Consider the following 15,316-nt stretch of genomic DNA (forward strand, 5'->3'; position numbering starts at 1 on the left):
CCGTTTAGGTAGCGATGGTAATCATCTTCCGGGGGTTCGAGCACACAACAACGAGAGCCGGGATTTGATGAATGGATTGACGCGCCGCCAAATGGTCAAGGCGATGGCGGTAGCCGCGGGCACAGTCACCGCGAGCGCATTTACATTGGGTGCCAATACTTCCGTCGCGGGGGCGAGTCCCGCGCAGGAAATCAAAGTGCTCTCGCTCAATACCTGGCACGGCGGAACCAAGATCAACGGTGGCTTGCAGCTGATCGCCGACATGATCATCTCGACCCAGGCGTCGATAGTTCTCCTGTCGGAAGCCGGCACTGCTACAACTGCATTGGCCGACATGCTGACCGAATCGGGTAACACGTTCTACGGAGCTGCGTCCTCCGACGTGGGGATTCTCTCCAAGTTTCCGATCGAGGAAACAGCCGAGCTGAACTCGATGATCAAGGCAGTCGTGACGGTCGACGGCAAACAAATCGCTGCTTACTCGGCTCATCTGGCGTACACGTCCTACGCGACCTACCTGCCCCGCGGATACGGCGCGGGCGTTCCCAAACCTGGCGAGTTCTCCGAGTTCGGCTGGAACAAGATGCCGTCAGGCCCCGTCACGGATCCCGAGACGGTTCAGCGCGTGAACGTCAATTCGGGACGCCCCAAGGCAATTTCGACGTTTATCGACGATGCAGCACAAGAACGGGCCAAGGGCAGATCCGTCATACTCGGCGGCGATTTCAACGAACCGTCGGCCCTGGACTGGACCGACGGCACGCGAAATCTGTTCGACCACAACGGTGTCGTCATTCCGTGGGAATCCACCCGCCTGCTCGACCGAGCCGGATTCGTCGATGCATACCGCAGTAAGTACCCGAACCCGGCCACACACCCGGGCTTCACCTGGCCGTCCGACAATCCCGACGTCGACACCTCACAGCTCACCTGGGCACCCGAGGCAGACGAACGCGATCGGATCGACTACATTTTCGCCGACCGCGCGTCGGACCTGAAGCTGGGGGCCGTCGGAATCGTCGGTCCGCGAAAGACGATCGTGCACAACAAAAGAGTGGAAGAGAACTCCCAGGACAACTTCATCGCTTCGCCGACGCCGTGGCCGACCGATCACAAGGCCGTTCTCGCGACGTATCGGTTTGCCGGCTTCGGCGGCGGGTCATCGACCGGTTCGTGGAGCGGTTCCTGACAGGGCATCTCGTAGCCAGTCGATCATCATCGGCGTCAACTCGGGCAGCTTGGTCACTGCGCAGTGCCCCGCATCCGGGATGACGTGTACCTGCGTGTTCGGACGCTCTTCGAAGAGTGTCGTGTCCGAGAGCGGAATGTGAACGTCGTCGGCCCCGTTGACCACAAGCATCGGGGTCCGGCCGTCGTCGGCGGCCATCAAGTCACTGCGATCGAAGGCCAGGAGACCCTGCACCAGCGCCTCTTTGGTTGCCGGCGCATCGAAACCCAGTGCGTTTCCGACGATGTCGCCCATACCGTAGACCAGGCGCTCCGCGTTCGCGGTCTCGAACGCACCCTTGACCGGTGCACCGATGTTGATCACGGCATCGACCGCGCCGGTCAGTCCCGACCGCACGGCGAAGTTGCCACCGAAGGAGACTCCCAGGTGCGCCACCTGCCCGTTGCCGAGAGCGCGAGCCGTCGATACGAGCCCGTCGATCACCTCGTCGCCGAAAGCATCAAGAGGAATGGGTGATTCACCGGTTCCCGGCTGATCGAAAGCAACTACCGTCACTCCGGCATTCTTCGCGAACGCACTGGCCAACGGATGCATGTCCATCTTCCAGCCGTCGACGCCGCCGCTGAGCAACAGGACGGGTGCGTCTTCGTACCTTCCGTCCACGGAGAGGATGTGTACCGGTAGCTCGATCTCGCCGGATCGGTAGGGCAGGGAGAGGATTCGACGCTCGAATTCGAGCCCGAATCCCGGTGCGGCCTTGACGTATTCGTCCACCTGATTCTGCAGGGCCCGACGTCGCGACTCGTTGGCCAGGACGGGGAACTTGGCGATTCCGTAGATCATCGCCGCGAGTGAATGATTGCCGTCGGCGGAGTACTTTGCTGCCAGCGCGGACCATTCGTACGACCAACCACCCGGCGCGTCGGCCCACGTCGAGTTGATGGACGCACGCAGTTCCTCGAGATCCGAGACGGGGAGCCCGAAGCTCAGAAACTGACCTGTGCGTTCTTCGAAGAGGCCTCGGTGATCGACAGGAAATTCGTATGACATGGGAAAACACCCCTCAATTCATCTCTAATGCAACGATCAGTTGCATTAGCTCAGTGAACCATGCGGCCACAACTAACACAACACCTTGTTGCGATAAGGTTGGCCCATGACCTCGACACCACAACGGCCCGGAGGGCGCAGCGCCAGGGTGCGTGAGGCAGTTCTGGCGGCCACCGCGGCCGAACTGTCCGAACGCGGATTCGCGGCGATGACCATCGAGGACATAGCCGCCCGTTCCGGAGTCCACAAGACCACGATCTACCGGCGATGGAGCACCTTGTCTCAACTCGTAGCCGACGCGGCCGTCGAAATATCGGCAACCACCGTTCCCATCCCGGACACCGGCTCCATCGAATCCGACCTGCGCGAGATGGCCAGATCGATAGTCGCACTGGTGACCAGCGAGTCGGGCGGCGCATTGGTGGCCGCACTGTTCTCGGACGCAGTCCGCACACCCGAGGTGGCGAGACTCAAGCGCGAGTTCTACTCCGCACGTTACGAACTGGCAGACATCGTGGTCCGCCGAGCAGTCGAACGCGGGGAGATCTCCGAGAAGGTCTCAGCCGCTGATCTTCTGGCGGCCGTAGCCGCGCCCATCTACTATCGCCTGCTGGTCGCCGATCTACCCGTCGACCGGTCGGTTGCCGATCGTGCTGCTGCCGGCGCGCTCGCCGCGGCCCACGCCGGAGCACTCGATCAGACCGAATGAGCCAGTGAATTCAGCGCTTCCACGATTGCCTCGTTGAATCCACCGCCGCCATGCCCGGCGCCGTCGAGTACCACCAATTCACTGCCCGGCCACCGCTGGTGGATCGCCCAGGCAGTGTCGAGTGGCCCGGAAATGTCATACAGTCCGTGCACGAGAATCGCGGGAATCTCGGCAAGACGGTCCATGCCGTCCAGGATCTGATTCGGCGCCAGGAAACAATCGTTGGCCCAGTAGTGCGTGACCAGCCTGGTCATCACTCGGCGGAAGTCGGGATTCTGGTATCGAACACTCGGAGTCCACCCCGGCATCAGCGACACATGCACGTCTTCCCAACGGCACCACTGCAATGCAGCATTTTCCCGCACAACAGGATCCGGATCGGCGAGCAGTCGCGCGTAGGCCGCGGGGAGGTTTCCGTCACGCTCTTCCACCGGCAGCGGCGCGACGAACTCCTCCCATTCACGCGGAAATATTCTGCCCATGGCACGGGTGATCCACTCGATTTCGAGTCTCGTCCCGCCGGTGACCGCGCCCAATGCCATCGCGATCACCCGCCCGGGAAACGCTTGGGCGTACACCAGACCCAAACTGACGCCCCACGAAAGGCCGGAAACGAGCCATCGTTCGATACCGAGATGTTCACGAAGACGCTCGATGTCGTCGAGGATGTGCGCCGTCGTGTTCACGGTGAGATCGACGTCCGGGCCACTCGCGAGAGGAAGGCTGCGCCCACAGCCTCGTTGATCGAACAGAACTGCGCGAAAGGTTTCGGGATCGAAAAAACGCCTGGCACCGACAGTGCATCCGGAACCAGGGCCACCGTGGAGATAGAGAATCGGGATACCGGCCGGATTCCCGACGGTCTCCCAGTAGAGGCTCTGACCATTCGACACTTCCAACAACCCCGACTCGTATGGTTCGACGGCCGGGTACAGGACAGCGCTCATAGGCGGTAATTCTTCCATCAACCGACGTGTCCGGTAAGCAGCACGCGTGCGGGCTATGGCCTAGCGTGGACAGGACACCTCTGCGACGGGAGTACACCAGATGCGTGACGGGTTCAGGTTGCCGGGGTACGGCGGCGCTGCGGTCTTCCTTCGCAGTCATGCGGTTCCTGCCGCTGTCTTCGAATCCGACGTACCCACACTCGTTTTCGACGTGGGCCTGCTCAGCCCCGATCGATTCAATCAGTATCTCAGCAGACACACCGACGAAGGATTTGTCGAACGGCTGGCGGCGTTCTTCTTTCACGCGGCCGCAGACTTTCATCCCGAGAAATCGCTGCCGGCGTTCACCGACGAACGACTCGGACTGATGATCTCGGTCTGTTCCAGCACCGATCGGGAGGTGGAACTCGACTTCTCACTCGCCGAGGATCCCGAATCGGAGGACACCGAACGCGACGAGATGACCTTCGAGACAAGCCGAGTCGTCCTCGCGACCTCGGCGCAAACAGTTTCTCGACTCACCGGTGGAGTAACCACCCACTTCGACGGAGAGTGGTGACGACATGGGTTTCCTCTTCGAGGTTCTCGATTTTCCCGACGGCAGTCGGATGACCGACCTGTGGAACAACACGTGGGCCGAACCGGCAACCGGAGAGGAGATCGCTTCCGGTCACTTCATTCACCTGGGAGACGATCAGCACGTCGACGTGGAGACCGATTTTCTCAGTAGCCACCTCCCCTTCAACGTGGCAGGCTTCGGCGGAGTCTTTCCCGACGGCAAACCCTGGATGTTCGTCATGCAGAAGGCACCGGCCGACCTCGCGACCAGGCTGCGCGGCGAGGACGATCCACACTCACTTCTGCGCGGATCACTCGACCGCGCCATGTCTTTCAACCCCGATGCACTGGTGGCCGAGGAATTGTCCTGGAGGCATGACGATCTGCTGAAGGTGTACGAGGAAGAGGGAATCCCGGCGGTATCCGTTGCCGGTTGGTCGGCTGCAGATCTCCTGCGCGGTCTCTTGGCGCAGTGTTGCAACGTCGAACTCGCCGCCGTCGTCGCTGGATACCCCGAATGCGCCTACCCCCAATCGGTGCACGCATGCGAAGCCGACGTGTTCGCCGACGTGTTTGCCGGTTGGGTCAGCGGACTGCGGTGATGTGACGGAGGAGACCTCATCCTCCCGTAATTTCGGAGTAGACTCATTTATGAGCGTGATCCGAAATGAGACGAGGTGAGCGGGATGACGAAGCCGGACCAAGGGCTGGGCCGTCGCGAACGCAACAAGCTCGAAAAGCAGACACGCATCTTCGACGCCGCGGCCGAACTGTTCGCGGAAAAGGGCTACAGCGCGGTCACCACTCAAGAGATTGCCGACCGCGCCGATGTAGCCGGCGGAACCCTCTTTCGTTACGCCGCAAGCAAAGCCGAGCTGCTGCTCATGGTGTACAACGCGGAGTACCGTAAGCAGATCGAACTGGGAGAAGAGCGTGAGGCCAAGTCGACGGACACAGAAGCTCGTGTGCTCGAGCTGGTTTCACCCCTGCTGATCGCAAGTCGCCGAAACGACGAGAACACCGGCATCTACCAACGCGAGGTGTTGTTCGGCGAGCCCAGCGAATGCTTCCGGGCCGAAGGCCTGGAGCTCTCGCAACGCCTGCAAACGCGGATTGCACAAATCCTGCACGAGGGTCACCCCCACCACACCACACGAACCACCACTGCAGCGCGAACGATTTCCAACGTGCTGCACTTCGAAATAGCCCGCGCGGCATTGGACCGGATCACGGCTGACGAACTCACGAACATCGTTGCAGCACAGGTCCGATTGACGCTTGCCGGACTACCCACTGAATAGGATTGAGGATCGAAAATGACTGAATTGAAGCAGATCACCGTTCTGGGTACCGGAGTCCTCGGCTCACAGATCGCCTATCAGAGCGCCTATCACGGCTTCGACGTCGTCGCGTACGACATCAACGCCGAGGTCATCGAGAAGGCCAAGGCTCGGTTCGACTCGTTGGCCGCGGCCTACAAGGCCGAGAACGTCGAGGGCGCCAAGGAAGGCAAGGCCGACGAAGCACTGCAACGTATTACGTACTCGTACGATCTCGCCGAAGCCGTCGCCAAGGCCGATCTTGTCATCGAGGCAATTCCCGAGGACATCGCCATCAAGCGCGACACCTACGAGAAGCTTGCCACGGTAGCTCCTGAGCACACGGTGTTCGCAACCAACTCGTCGACGCTTCTCCCGAGCGACCTCAAGGAGTTCACCGGTCGACCCGAGAAGTTCCTCGCACTGCACTTCGCAAATCACGTGTGGGTCAACAACACTGCCGAGGTGATGGGCACCGAGTCCACCGACCCCGCCGTGTACCGCGAGGTCGTCGAGTTCGCGAAGAACATCGGCATGGTGCCGATCGAGCTCAAGAAGGAGAAGGCGGGCTACGTACTCAACTCGCTACTGGTCCCGCTCCTCAATGCAGCATCCGATCTGCTGATCGACGGCATCGCCGATCCCGACATGGTCGACAAGACTTGGCGTATCGGCACCGGAGCCCCGTTCGGTCCCTTCCAGATCATGGACGTCGTCGGGTTGACCACCGTCTACAACATTTCCTCCCAGGGCGGCGAGAAGCAGCGCGAATTCGCCGACTACATCAAGAAGAACTACATCGACGAGGGCAAGCTCGGCGTCGCTGTCGGCGAGGGCTTCTACAACTACAAGAGCTGATCAACCAACCGGCTCACCGCGCGGTGGCTACGACGTGAATTCACGTGGTAGCCACCGCGCGGACGTCTGTTGTCAGTAAGTCCGAAACCACCCTGAGCGATTGTGACGCAAGCTTCCTCACGTGCGAACCCACCCTCAGGAGAGATCCCCACATGCGTCGTTCCGCCATCTCGGCACTCACAACACTGGCACTGCTCGGCGCCGGAACATTGGCGGGCACACCCGCCGTCGCCGCGCCCCTCGCGTGTGGCGGCATCTCCACCGGTTCGTTCTCAGGCTCCGCCGGCGGCTCGGAGTACCTGTGCGCCAAAGAAGGTGACCTTCTGGACGTTCGCATCGGCGACGTTCACGCGACACAACCTTCCCTCGGCTACGACGAGGTGTACTACAAGCTCGGGCGCTACACGCTCGGAAAAGACACGATCAACAAGAAGTTCGACGACTGGTGCGAGGCGAACGGCCAGATCCAGGCCGCGACCGCTACTGCGGCGTCGACACTGAAGGACCCGTCGTCCTTCACCTGCCAGATCCCGGTGGGTCAGGAAACCGCCGAGAGCATCGCGCCCATGAAGACCGTGGTCGTCGGCCCCCGCGGCGATCTCTACCTGACCGACGGTCACCACACCCTCACGTCCTTCATCGAGACGGCCGACGGAGGTCCTGACCTGCACGTGCGACTCCGAGTTCTCGGCAACCTCAGCGGCCTGACCGAAGGCGCCTTCTGGACGGAGATGGAAAAGAACAAGTGGGTCTGGTCGCGTGACGTCGACGGAAACCAGGTGCCGGTCCAGTCCCTGCCGAAAAGCGTCGGCCTGGCGAACTTCGCCGACGACAAGTACCGCAGCCTGATGTATTTCTCCCGCGACATCGGATTCGCCGCAGGCTCGATCCCGTTCCAGGAGTTCTACTGGGGCGCGTGGGTCCGCGACACCGCGCCCGTCGACCTCACCAACTGGAATCGCGATGATCTCTCCAGCTACCTGAGCACGGTGAAGTCGGTGACCAAAGCGCAGACCGCGTTGGCGGGCGATGCGGTCGTCGACAGCGGATTCACTGCCACCGATCTTGGCGTCCTGCCGGCCTGGAACGATGGCAAAGCGGAGTCCAAGGGCGAGTTCGCAAAGCTCTCGAAGCCGTACACAGACGACAAGCCGGGCAAGATCGCTTACGCCCTCGCCTACAAAGCAACCCTCTGACCTGCTCAGATCCAAGTCACACCCAGCAGACTTGACTAAGGTAAGCCTCTACTCAGTAGTCTGATCCCATTCGGGTGCCGCTTCATCGAAGCAGCGACGCCCTGCCCTGACGGAATACATGCCGTCGTATCTGCCCGGTCGAACAATCTCCGGGCAACCAGGACAGGGAGAAGGTTGCTGCAGTGAGCACGTCCATCGTCGGTTTGTACGACCCCGCAGATGACAAGAGCAGTTGCGGGGTCGGGTTCATCACGCGCAAGGACGGCGTGCAGACCCACGATGTCCTGATCAAGGGCCGCGAAGCACTCTGCTCGGTCCCGCACCGCGGCGGTATGTCCTCCGAGGGCGTCGGCGACGGTGGCGGCGTCTCGGTGGACCTCTCCCTCCGGTTCTTCCGCAAGGTCACCGGGCGCTCCGACCTCCGCGCCGGCCGCTTCTGCGTCGGCAACTTCTTCCTTCCCGACGACGACGCCCAGCATGCTCGTGCAGCGGCTCTGGTGGAACGCGAACTTCTCGACAGAGGCTTCACCACCCTCGCAGTGCGCGACATCCCGGTCGACAACTCGTCGATTCGGCCGGCCGCGATCGCGCATCAGCTTCCGATCAGGCAGTGGATCTTCGAGGTCCCCACTCCGCGTCCCGAGCCCGCGGTAGTCGATCGCCTCGTGCACGAGGCGCTGCTCGCCATCGAAGCCATCGCGTACAACACGCCTGCGCTGCGCGGGTTGTACCCACTCTCGCTCAGCGCGAGAACACAGGTTCTCAAGGGCCGCTTGAACTCCGACGAAGTGATCCCGTACTTCCGCGACCTGGTCGACCCCGATCACGCCGTACACACGATGTACTTCCACACGCGGTTCTCGACCAACACGGACCCTCATCCCACGATGGCGCAGCCTTTCCGGTTCATGGCTCACAACGGAGAACTGAACACGGACAAGAAGAATCGGCTCTCCGAAGCTGCCGTCGCCAGTGCGAAACGACGTGCGATCGTCCGTCCGCCCGGCCAGTCCGACAGTTGCCGACTGGATCAGACCCTGGAAGCTCGCGTCATCGAGGACAGTGTCGACCTGGTGACGGCTGTGGTCTCGATGATGCCGCCGGCCTGGGAAAACGACACCACCCTCTCTCCCGCGGTGCGGGCGATGTTCGAGTACTTCTCGCTGTACGAGGAGAAAAACGACGGACCGGCAGCGCTGGTCTTCGGCGACGGCACCATCATCGGTGCACGCCTCGATCGCCTCGGCCTGCGTCCACTACGCACGATCGAGACCCACGACTACGTCTGCGCATTCTCCGAAGCCGGACAGATCGCGTTCCCACCCGAGACGGTGATTCACCGTGGCCGCGTCGAAGCCGGCGGAATGCTCTACTTCGATCATCGAGATCGCCACACCTACACTGCCCGCGAGGCCCTGGAAAAGATTGCTGCACAGCGTGATTACCAGTCTCTGGTGGAGCAGTCACGAATCCTGTTCGAGGACATTGCCTCCGTACCTGCGGAGAAGGTGAGCTCACCGACGCGCTACAACGGAACCTTCGAGGTTCATCAGCGCTACATGGCGTACTCCCTGGATCAGGAGAGCTTCAAATTCCTGATGGATCCGATGCTCACACACGGAGCCGAGAAGGTCTCCGCCATGGGCTACGGCAACGCCATCAACGCGTTCAGCGATCGCGAAGGCGGTGTGGCACGCTACTTCTCACAGCGATTCGCCCAGGTAACCAACCCTCCGCTCGACAGCATCCGTGAAGCGGACGGTATGACTCTCCGGGTCGCGTTGGGCGCGAAGACGACTGCCGGAGAGGGAAAACAGATCGTCATCGCGTCGCCGATCCTCGGGCATCTGGACATGCTCAAGATCCGCGAACAGAACCACACACCGCACCGCCGCTTCGAAATGCTCTACCCCGCCGGGGGTGACGCGCAAGCGATGGTCGACGCGATGACCGCACTCGGCGACGCTGTTGTGGCCTTCGCAGCTGAACAGGGCGGGATCGCAGTCCTGACCGACCGTCACGTATCTCACGAGCGTGCAACACTTCCCGCTATCATGGTCGTCGGAGCACTGAACCAGCGACTCATCGACGCAGGCCTGCGACTGCGTGTCTCTCTCATCGTGGAGAGCGGCCAGATCGAGTCCTCGCACCACGTTGCGGCCGCACTCGGCTTCGGCGCTTCGGCCGTCTACCCGTTGTCTGTGCAACTTCGCGCCGAGGAGAAGTTCGGGGCCGACCCGGACGCCGCGTTCCGGCGCTTCGCGAAGGCCGCCGAGAAGTCGCTCATGAAGACGATGGGACGCGTCGGTCTGTGCACCGTCGAGAGCTACATCGGCGGAGAATTCTTCGAACCCAACTTCCTCGATACGTCCGACCCTGTTCTGAGTCAGTGGTTCCCCAACATGAAATCCCCGGTCGGCGGCGTCGGTTTCGACACCGTCGCGGCGACCTCGAAGCAGTGGCACGAGCGGGCGAGCGAAGTCGGGGGTGAGAAGGACCTGCCACTGCTCGGTCTGTTCAAGGAGCGCGCTGACGGCGCAGGGCATTCGTTCGGTACCACCGCAGTCCGCAAGTACGTCGAACTCACCGAGGAGAAAATCGCGTTCGACAGCCCCTCGGGAACAGAACAATTCGAGGCTCTGCGTCTCCTTCCCCTCGGACGACTCGACGACGCCTTCCGCCTCGACGCCGGGGCATACCGGGCGACGAGCTTCGACCGGTTGACCACCGAACAGATCGACGACTTCGACATCACCGCCGGGTACCGGGACTTTTCTATTGTCATGGCTGCGGAACGATCGCGTCGTCCCGCCGCGCTGCGCGACGTCATCTCCGTTCCCGGCGATGTCACGTTTGCGGTGACGACAGCCGAGTTCGCCGAGCAGATCAGCCGATTCTCGGTACACGGCAATACGACGATCGTGATGCGTGGAATCCAGTGTGAATCCGCCGCAGACCGCGGGTACACACTTCGCCTGGACGGACCACTGGCCGACGACGCCGCACGCCGGGTAGCACTCGGAAACGCTCTCACCGCTATCTTCTCGGGCGATATCTCCATCGAAGCCACCGCACCGGATCTGGTTCTGAAGGCAACCGGTATCGGGGCACAGTTCCTGTCCAAGTTGCGGGTCGCACCGGCAGGTGTTCCTCTTTCCGAGGTGCAGAGCGCCAGCGACATCACTCCGAAGTTGGCGTCGGGAGCCATGAGCCACGGTGCGCTCAATGCTCCGGCACACGAAGCCGTCGCGCATGGCACGAACATGGTCGGCGCGATGTCCAACAGCGGTGAAGGTGGTGAACACCTGTCCCGTTACAACACAATTCGAGCATCGCGTATCAAGCAGTTTGCATCCGGTCGATTCGGAATCTGGGCGGGATACCTCGCCGACCCGATGCTCGAAGAGATCGAGATCAAACTCGGCCAAGGTGCAAAACCCGGTGAGGGCGGCCAGCTTCCGGCAGCCAAGGTCACCGTCGACATCGCTGCGGCCCGCGGTGGAACCCCCGGTGTCGAACTGGTTTCACCGCCGCCTCACCATGACACGTACTCCATCGAGGACCTCGCTCAGCTCATCCACGACTGCAAGGCAGCGCGCATTCGGGTGATCGTGAAGTTGGTGTCCTCGGAAGGTATCGGCACCATCGCCGTCGGAGTCGCCAAGGCCGGCGCTGACGTCATCAACGTCGCCGGAAACACCGGTGGCACCGGCGCCGCTTCCGTGACCAGCCTCAAGTACGCGGGCCGCGCGGCCGAGGTCGGTATCGCAGAGGTCCATCAAGCTCTGTGCGCCAACGGTCTTCGTCAGAAGGTCGTTCTTCGATGCTCGGGCGCACATCAGACCGGCAGCGACATCATCACCTCGGCACTACTCGGCGCAGACAGCTTCGAGTTCGGCACATCGGCGCTGATGATGATGGGCTGCGTCATGGCCAAGAACTGCAACATCAAGTGCCCCGCAGGCCTGACCACCAACCCGGAACTGTTCGACGGCGATCCCCGTGCCATGGCGCAGTACCTTCTCAACGTCGCTCACGAAACTCGGGAACTGTTGGCAAATCTGGGAATACGATCCCTCCAGGAGGCGCGAGGACGAACCGACCTCCTGCATCTGATCGATCACCCGTCCATCGTCGGCAATCTGAACCTGGGCGCGATGTTCGCGTCGGCGCCGGACAACACCGTCGACAATCCCGTGTACCTCGAGCGTGAGTACGCGCTCGACGAGAAGATCATGGACGAGGTTCGCACGGCACTCTTCGACCGTGGCGAGGCCTCGGTCACCTTGTCCGGAACCGAATTCGCCGAAGGTGCACTGCACCTGGGGAACCGGAACAAGAGCGTCGGCGGGCAGTTGGCGGTCGACCTCGAACGCGAACTCAACTACGGAGCGGCCGGGCTTCTCGCTCCGGGAGTGCTGACCGACGAACGTGGGCGACGGTACTTCGCTCCGGGCAGCGTACGCGTCCTGACGACCGGATCTGCGGGCCTGTCGTTCGGCGCATTCTGCAACGACGGCATGCACCTGGAGCACACCGGGACATGCAACGACGGCGTGGGAAAGAGCATGAGCGGCGGCGTGATCGCCGTGTGCAGCCCTGGCGGCGGCTCCAGTGACGCCGGCGGAAACGTGTTGATCGGCAACTTCGCTCTGTTCGGCGCCACCGGTGGGCGAGTGTTCGTCGAAGGTGAAGCAGGCGATCGCTTTGCGGTTCGCAACTCCGGAGCCAGCGCTGTCGTCGAAGGCGTCGGCGACTTCGCCGGTGAGTACATGACAAACGGTGCCGTCCTGAATCTCGGCGAGTTCGGTAAAGGCGTCGGCAACGGCATGAGTGGTGGGTTCTTCTACCAGTACGACCCTCGCGGCGAGCTTGCATTGCGAGCGAGCACCGATTCCGTGCTGTTGGGGTCGATCACCGCTGCGACCGACCCTCTTGCCGCCGTCCACAACCACGCAGTGCAACTCCTTCTCGAACTGCATGTGGAAGCAACGGGATCCGCGCTCGGAACCCGACTGCTCGAGAACTGGGAAGTCGAACAGCATTCGTTTGTCTACGCGATGCCCAAGGCGCTGATGCTCTACCAGGACAGCGACGCCATCCTTGCCGCCAAAACGCACAAAGAACTTCTCGAAGAGTTGGCTTCCGCCATCGCGACGCGGCAGGTACGCACCTTCAAACTCGCGGTACGAGACGAGCGTCCCGCACTCGGCGGCGCAGTCCCCGGTTTCGGAGAAACCGATACCGCAACGATGTACGCACTCCTCAGCGAGTACACCGTGCTTCACTTCGCCCAACAACTCGCCGCGGCCCGCACCCCGAATGCGTCGGGACCCGACGATCCAGCAGTTCAGAAGGCAGCTCGCAATCTGGTGCTGACCGAGGACTTCGCCCTCGTCCAGCACCTGGTGAAGTACTCGAAAGAGATTCTTGCCGGCTACGACGACGAACAGTTGGCCGCGCTGATTGCAGCCAAGCGGGTCGACGACTACAAGCAGGCGTTGAGTCTGCGCAACGTGCTGGCGATGGACAGTCCCGCGACGTACGGGTGGATTCTTTTTCAAGACAACAAGAACCGGGACAAACTCGGATCCCTGCCGAACTTCGACGAGTTGTTCGCTTCACGTGCGATCCCCGACCTGGTGTCCTGACCTCTCTCCCCCCCGAACGTAGGTGAGCTTCAAATCATGGAAATTCCGTACATTCCCGAATACGCACCGTTCACCGGCGACCAGCGAGCGTGGCTTTCCGGATTCCTGGCCGGTCTTCACTCACGAACCGTCATGCCCGGTCAAACCGGTACTGCAACAGCAACTGTGGAAAGAACTGCCGGCGCGGCCGTGCACATCCTCTTCGGGAGCCAGACCGGAAATGCGGAGTCCGTGGCCGAAGACGCGGCCGCTGCTGCTCGTGCCCACGGTCTCGAACCACTTGTCGCGGGTCTTGACACCGTGGATATCAACGCACTTTCCGCCATGCGCCGGGTACTCGTGATCACCTCGACCTACGGCGAGGGCGAGATGCCTGACAACGCGCAGCTGTTCTGGGATGCAGTCGAATCCGAGAGTGCGCCCCGGCTGGAGGGCCTCTACTTCGGCGTACTCGCACTCGGTGACACCAGCTACGACGGCTACTGCCAGTCCGGCAAGAACATCGATGCTCGCTTCGAAGCGCTCGGCGGGACCCGCGTTGTCGACCGCACCGATTGCGACGTCGACTACGAGGATGACGCGGCCGAGTGGATCGTTCGTGCCGTCGCTGCGGTGGCCGGTGTGGACGGTGATGCCGGTCCGGGCGGTGATACAGGCGCTGCGGTGGCGCCGGTTGCATCCGGTTCGCTGAAGACCAAATCCCAATGGACGCGCAAGAACCCCTATCCTGCAACTGTTCTCGCCAATCGACTGTTGTCCGGTGAGGGCTCCGCCAAGGAAGTCCGCCACTTCACCTTTGCGCTCGGCGAGGATGGTCTGGACTACGAGGCCGGAGACGGATTGGGAATCCGCCCGATCAACGACCCCGCTCTCGTCGACGCCATCATCCGTCAACTCGGGGTGAGCGGCGATTGCGTCGTCACGGCGAAGGACGGCTCGTCCGTGCCGCTGGACCAGGTGTTGACCAGCGATTACGAGATCTCGATTCCCTCTCGCGATCTGATCGACGACATCGCCCGACGCAGCGGAGACGCCGAACTGCAGCATATTCTCGACACCGAAGATCGGGAAGCGCTCGACGCGTGGCTGTGGGGCAAAGATGTGCTCGATCTTCTGCAGCTGGGCACCAGCGTTCGCCTGAATCCCGAAGAGTTGCTTGGTCTTCTGCGCCCTCTTCAGCATCGGGTCTACTCGATCTCGTCCAGCCCGCTGGCCCACGACGGCACCGTGCATCTGACGGTTGCGAGTGTGCGCTACCGCTCGGGCGAGCGGGATCGCGGTGGCGTCTGCTCGACGTATCTTGCGGACAGGGTTGGCGAGGGAGACCGGGTCGGAGTTTTTGTCTCCAAGAACAATTCGTTCCGCCTGCCCGCCGATGATGCTGCTCCCGTCGTGATGATCGGACCCGGAACCGGCATCGCACCCTTCCGCGCTTTCCTGCACGAGCGTCGGGCGCGGAACGCGTCGGGGCAGAATTGGCTCTTCTTCGGCGATCAGCATCAGTCGAGCGATTTCATCTACGAGGACGAGCTCAACGGCCTGACCCGTGACGGTGTCCTGACGCGTCTCGACCTCGCCTTCTCTCGTGATCAGTCCGAGAAGATCTACGTCCAGACACGTATGCGCGAGCAGGGCCGAGAGTTGTTCGCCTGGCTCGAGAAGGGCGCGCACGTGTACGTCTGCGGCGATGCCACCCGGATGGCGAAGGACGTCGACGACGCATTGCACGAGGTGGTCGCCGAGCACGGCGGGTTGGATGCGGATGCCGCCGAGGACTACGTCAACAACCTCAAACGATCGAAGCGGTACCTACGGGATGTCTACTGAGATGTGTCCCCA

The 15,316-nt window shown here is 62.0% G+C and carries 11 protein-coding genes; 9 read left to right on the top strand and 2 right to left on the bottom strand.

Going from position 1 to position 15,316, the window contains the following annotated elements:
* Positions 1 to 67 precede the first annotated feature (67 nt).
* The gene (locus tag G8767_RS08730; protein WP_166809883.1) at positions 68 to 1,189 is read left to right on the top strand and encodes an endonuclease/exonuclease/phosphatase family protein; all 1,122 of its coding nucleotides are present in this window, start codon (positions 68 to 70) and stop codon (positions 1,187 to 1,189) included.
* Here the strand turns inward: G8767_RS08730 and G8767_RS08735 are convergent.
* Positions 1,160 to 2,239 carry an alpha/beta fold hydrolase gene (locus G8767_RS08735; protein ID WP_166809884.1) on the bottom strand — a complete coding sequence of 360 codons (1,080 nt, stop codon included), beginning with the start codon at positions 2,237 to 2,239 and terminating at the stop codon, positions 1,160 to 1,162. The two genes, G8767_RS08730 and G8767_RS08735, sit on opposite strands and share 30 nt — an antisense overlap.
* A 106-nt stretch (positions 2,240 to 2,345) precedes the next feature.
* Here G8767_RS08735 and G8767_RS08740 point away from each other — a divergent pair, with 106 nt between their 5' ends.
* The gene (locus tag G8767_RS08740; protein WP_206029122.1) at positions 2,346 to 2,948 is read left to right on the top strand and encodes a TetR/AcrR family transcriptional regulator; all 603 of its coding nucleotides are present in this window, start codon (positions 2,346 to 2,348) and stop codon (positions 2,946 to 2,948) included.
* Here G8767_RS08740 and pip read toward each other — a convergent pair.
* Positions 2,936 to 3,895 (bottom strand): prolyl aminopeptidase, encoded by a 960-nt coding sequence (gene pip, locus G8767_RS08745; protein WP_166809885.1) that lies wholly within the window; start codon positions 3,893 to 3,895, stop codon positions 2,936 to 2,938. The genes G8767_RS08740 and pip overlap by 13 nt on opposite strands.
* Before the next feature lie 100 nt (positions 3,896 to 3,995).
* Between pip and G8767_RS08750 the strand changes: the two genes are divergently transcribed.
* The 7 genes from G8767_RS08750 to G8767_RS08780 all read left to right on the top strand — a co-directional run bounded on the left by G8767_RS08750 (position 3,996) and on the right by G8767_RS08780 (position 15,304).
* On the top strand, positions 3,996 to 4,454 hold the full coding sequence (locus G8767_RS08750) for a hypothetical protein (protein ID WP_019745870.1): 459 nt from the start codon (positions 3,996 to 3,998) through the stop codon (positions 4,452 to 4,454).
* Between the two features lie 4 nt (positions 4,455 to 4,458).
* Positions 4,459 to 5,055 (top strand): hypothetical protein, encoded by a 597-nt coding sequence (locus G8767_RS08755; RefSeq protein ID WP_124567990.1) that lies wholly within the window; start codon positions 4,459 to 4,461, stop codon positions 5,053 to 5,055.
* Between the two features lie 84 nt (positions 5,056 to 5,139).
* Positions 5,140 to 5,754, top strand: a complete 615-nt coding sequence (locus G8767_RS08760) for a TetR/AcrR family transcriptional regulator (protein ID WP_095972295.1) — start codon at positions 5,140 to 5,142, stop codon at positions 5,752 to 5,754.
* 15 nt (positions 5,755 to 5,769) lie between these two features.
* Complete coding sequence (locus tag G8767_RS08765) at positions 5,770 to 6,630, top strand: 3-hydroxyacyl-CoA dehydrogenase (RefSeq protein WP_095972294.1); 861 nt, start codon at positions 5,770 to 5,772, stop codon at positions 6,628 to 6,630.
* 152 nt (positions 6,631 to 6,782) lie between these two features.
* Positions 6,783 to 7,826, top strand: a complete 1,044-nt coding sequence (locus tag G8767_RS08770; protein ID WP_124567988.1) for a ParB/Srx family N-terminal domain-containing protein — start codon at positions 6,783 to 6,785, stop codon at positions 7,824 to 7,826.
* A 182-nt stretch (positions 7,827 to 8,008) separates the two neighbouring features.
* Positions 8,009 to 13,477, top strand: coding sequence for a glutamate synthase-related protein (locus G8767_RS08775; RefSeq protein ID WP_166809886.1), 5,469 nt, complete (start codon positions 8,009 to 8,011; stop codon positions 13,475 to 13,477).
* 36 nt (positions 13,478 to 13,513) lie between these two features.
* A complete protein-coding gene (locus tag G8767_RS08780) occupies positions 13,514 to 15,304 on the top strand; it encodes a sulfite reductase subunit alpha (RefSeq protein WP_166809887.1) in 1,791 nt (596 codons plus the stop codon).
* The last annotated feature ends 12 nt before the right edge of the window (positions 15,305 to 15,316 follow it).

This window comes from Rhodococcus sp. IC4_135, assembly GCF_011602025.1.
Lineage (GTDB): Bacteria > Actinomycetota > Actinomycetes > Mycobacteriales > Mycobacteriaceae > Rhodococcus_F > Rhodococcus_F baikonurensis.

Bases quoted from the DNA above. Each gene is read 5' to 3' on its own strand.
- G8767_RS08735 (WP_166809884.1), bottom strand. From the start codon at position 2,239: ATGTCATACGAATTTCCTGTCGATCACCGAGGCCTCTTCGAAGAACGC.
- pip (WP_166809885.1), bottom strand. From the start codon at position 3,895: ATGAGCGCTGTCCTGTACCCGGCCGTCGAACCATACGAGTCGGGGTTG.
- G8767_RS08730 (WP_166809883.1), top strand. From the start codon at position 68: ATGAATGGATTGACGCGCCGCCAAATGGTCAAGGCGATGGCGGTAGCC.
- G8767_RS08770 (WP_124567988.1), top strand. From the start codon at position 6,783: ATGCGTCGTTCCGCCATCTCGGCACTCACAACACTGGCACTGCTCGGC.
- G8767_RS08750 (WP_019745870.1), top strand. From the start codon at position 3,996: ATGCGTGACGGGTTCAGGTTGCCGGGGTACGGCGGCGCTGCGGTCTTC.
- G8767_RS08760 (WP_095972295.1), top strand. From the start codon at position 5,140: ATGACGAAGCCGGACCAAGGGCTGGGCCGTCGCGAACGCAACAAGCTC.
- G8767_RS08765 (WP_095972294.1), top strand. From the start codon at position 5,770: ATGACTGAATTGAAGCAGATCACCGTTCTGGGTACCGGAGTCCTCGGC.
- G8767_RS08780 (WP_166809887.1), top strand. From the start codon at position 13,514: ATGGAAATTCCGTACATTCCCGAATACGCACCGTTCACCGGCGACCAG.
- G8767_RS08755 (WP_124567990.1), top strand. From the start codon at position 4,459: ATGGGTTTCCTCTTCGAGGTTCTCGATTTTCCCGACGGCAGTCGGATG.
- G8767_RS08740 (WP_206029122.1), top strand. From the start codon at position 2,346: ATGACCTCGACACCACAACGGCCCGGAGGGCGCAGCGCCAGGGTGCGT.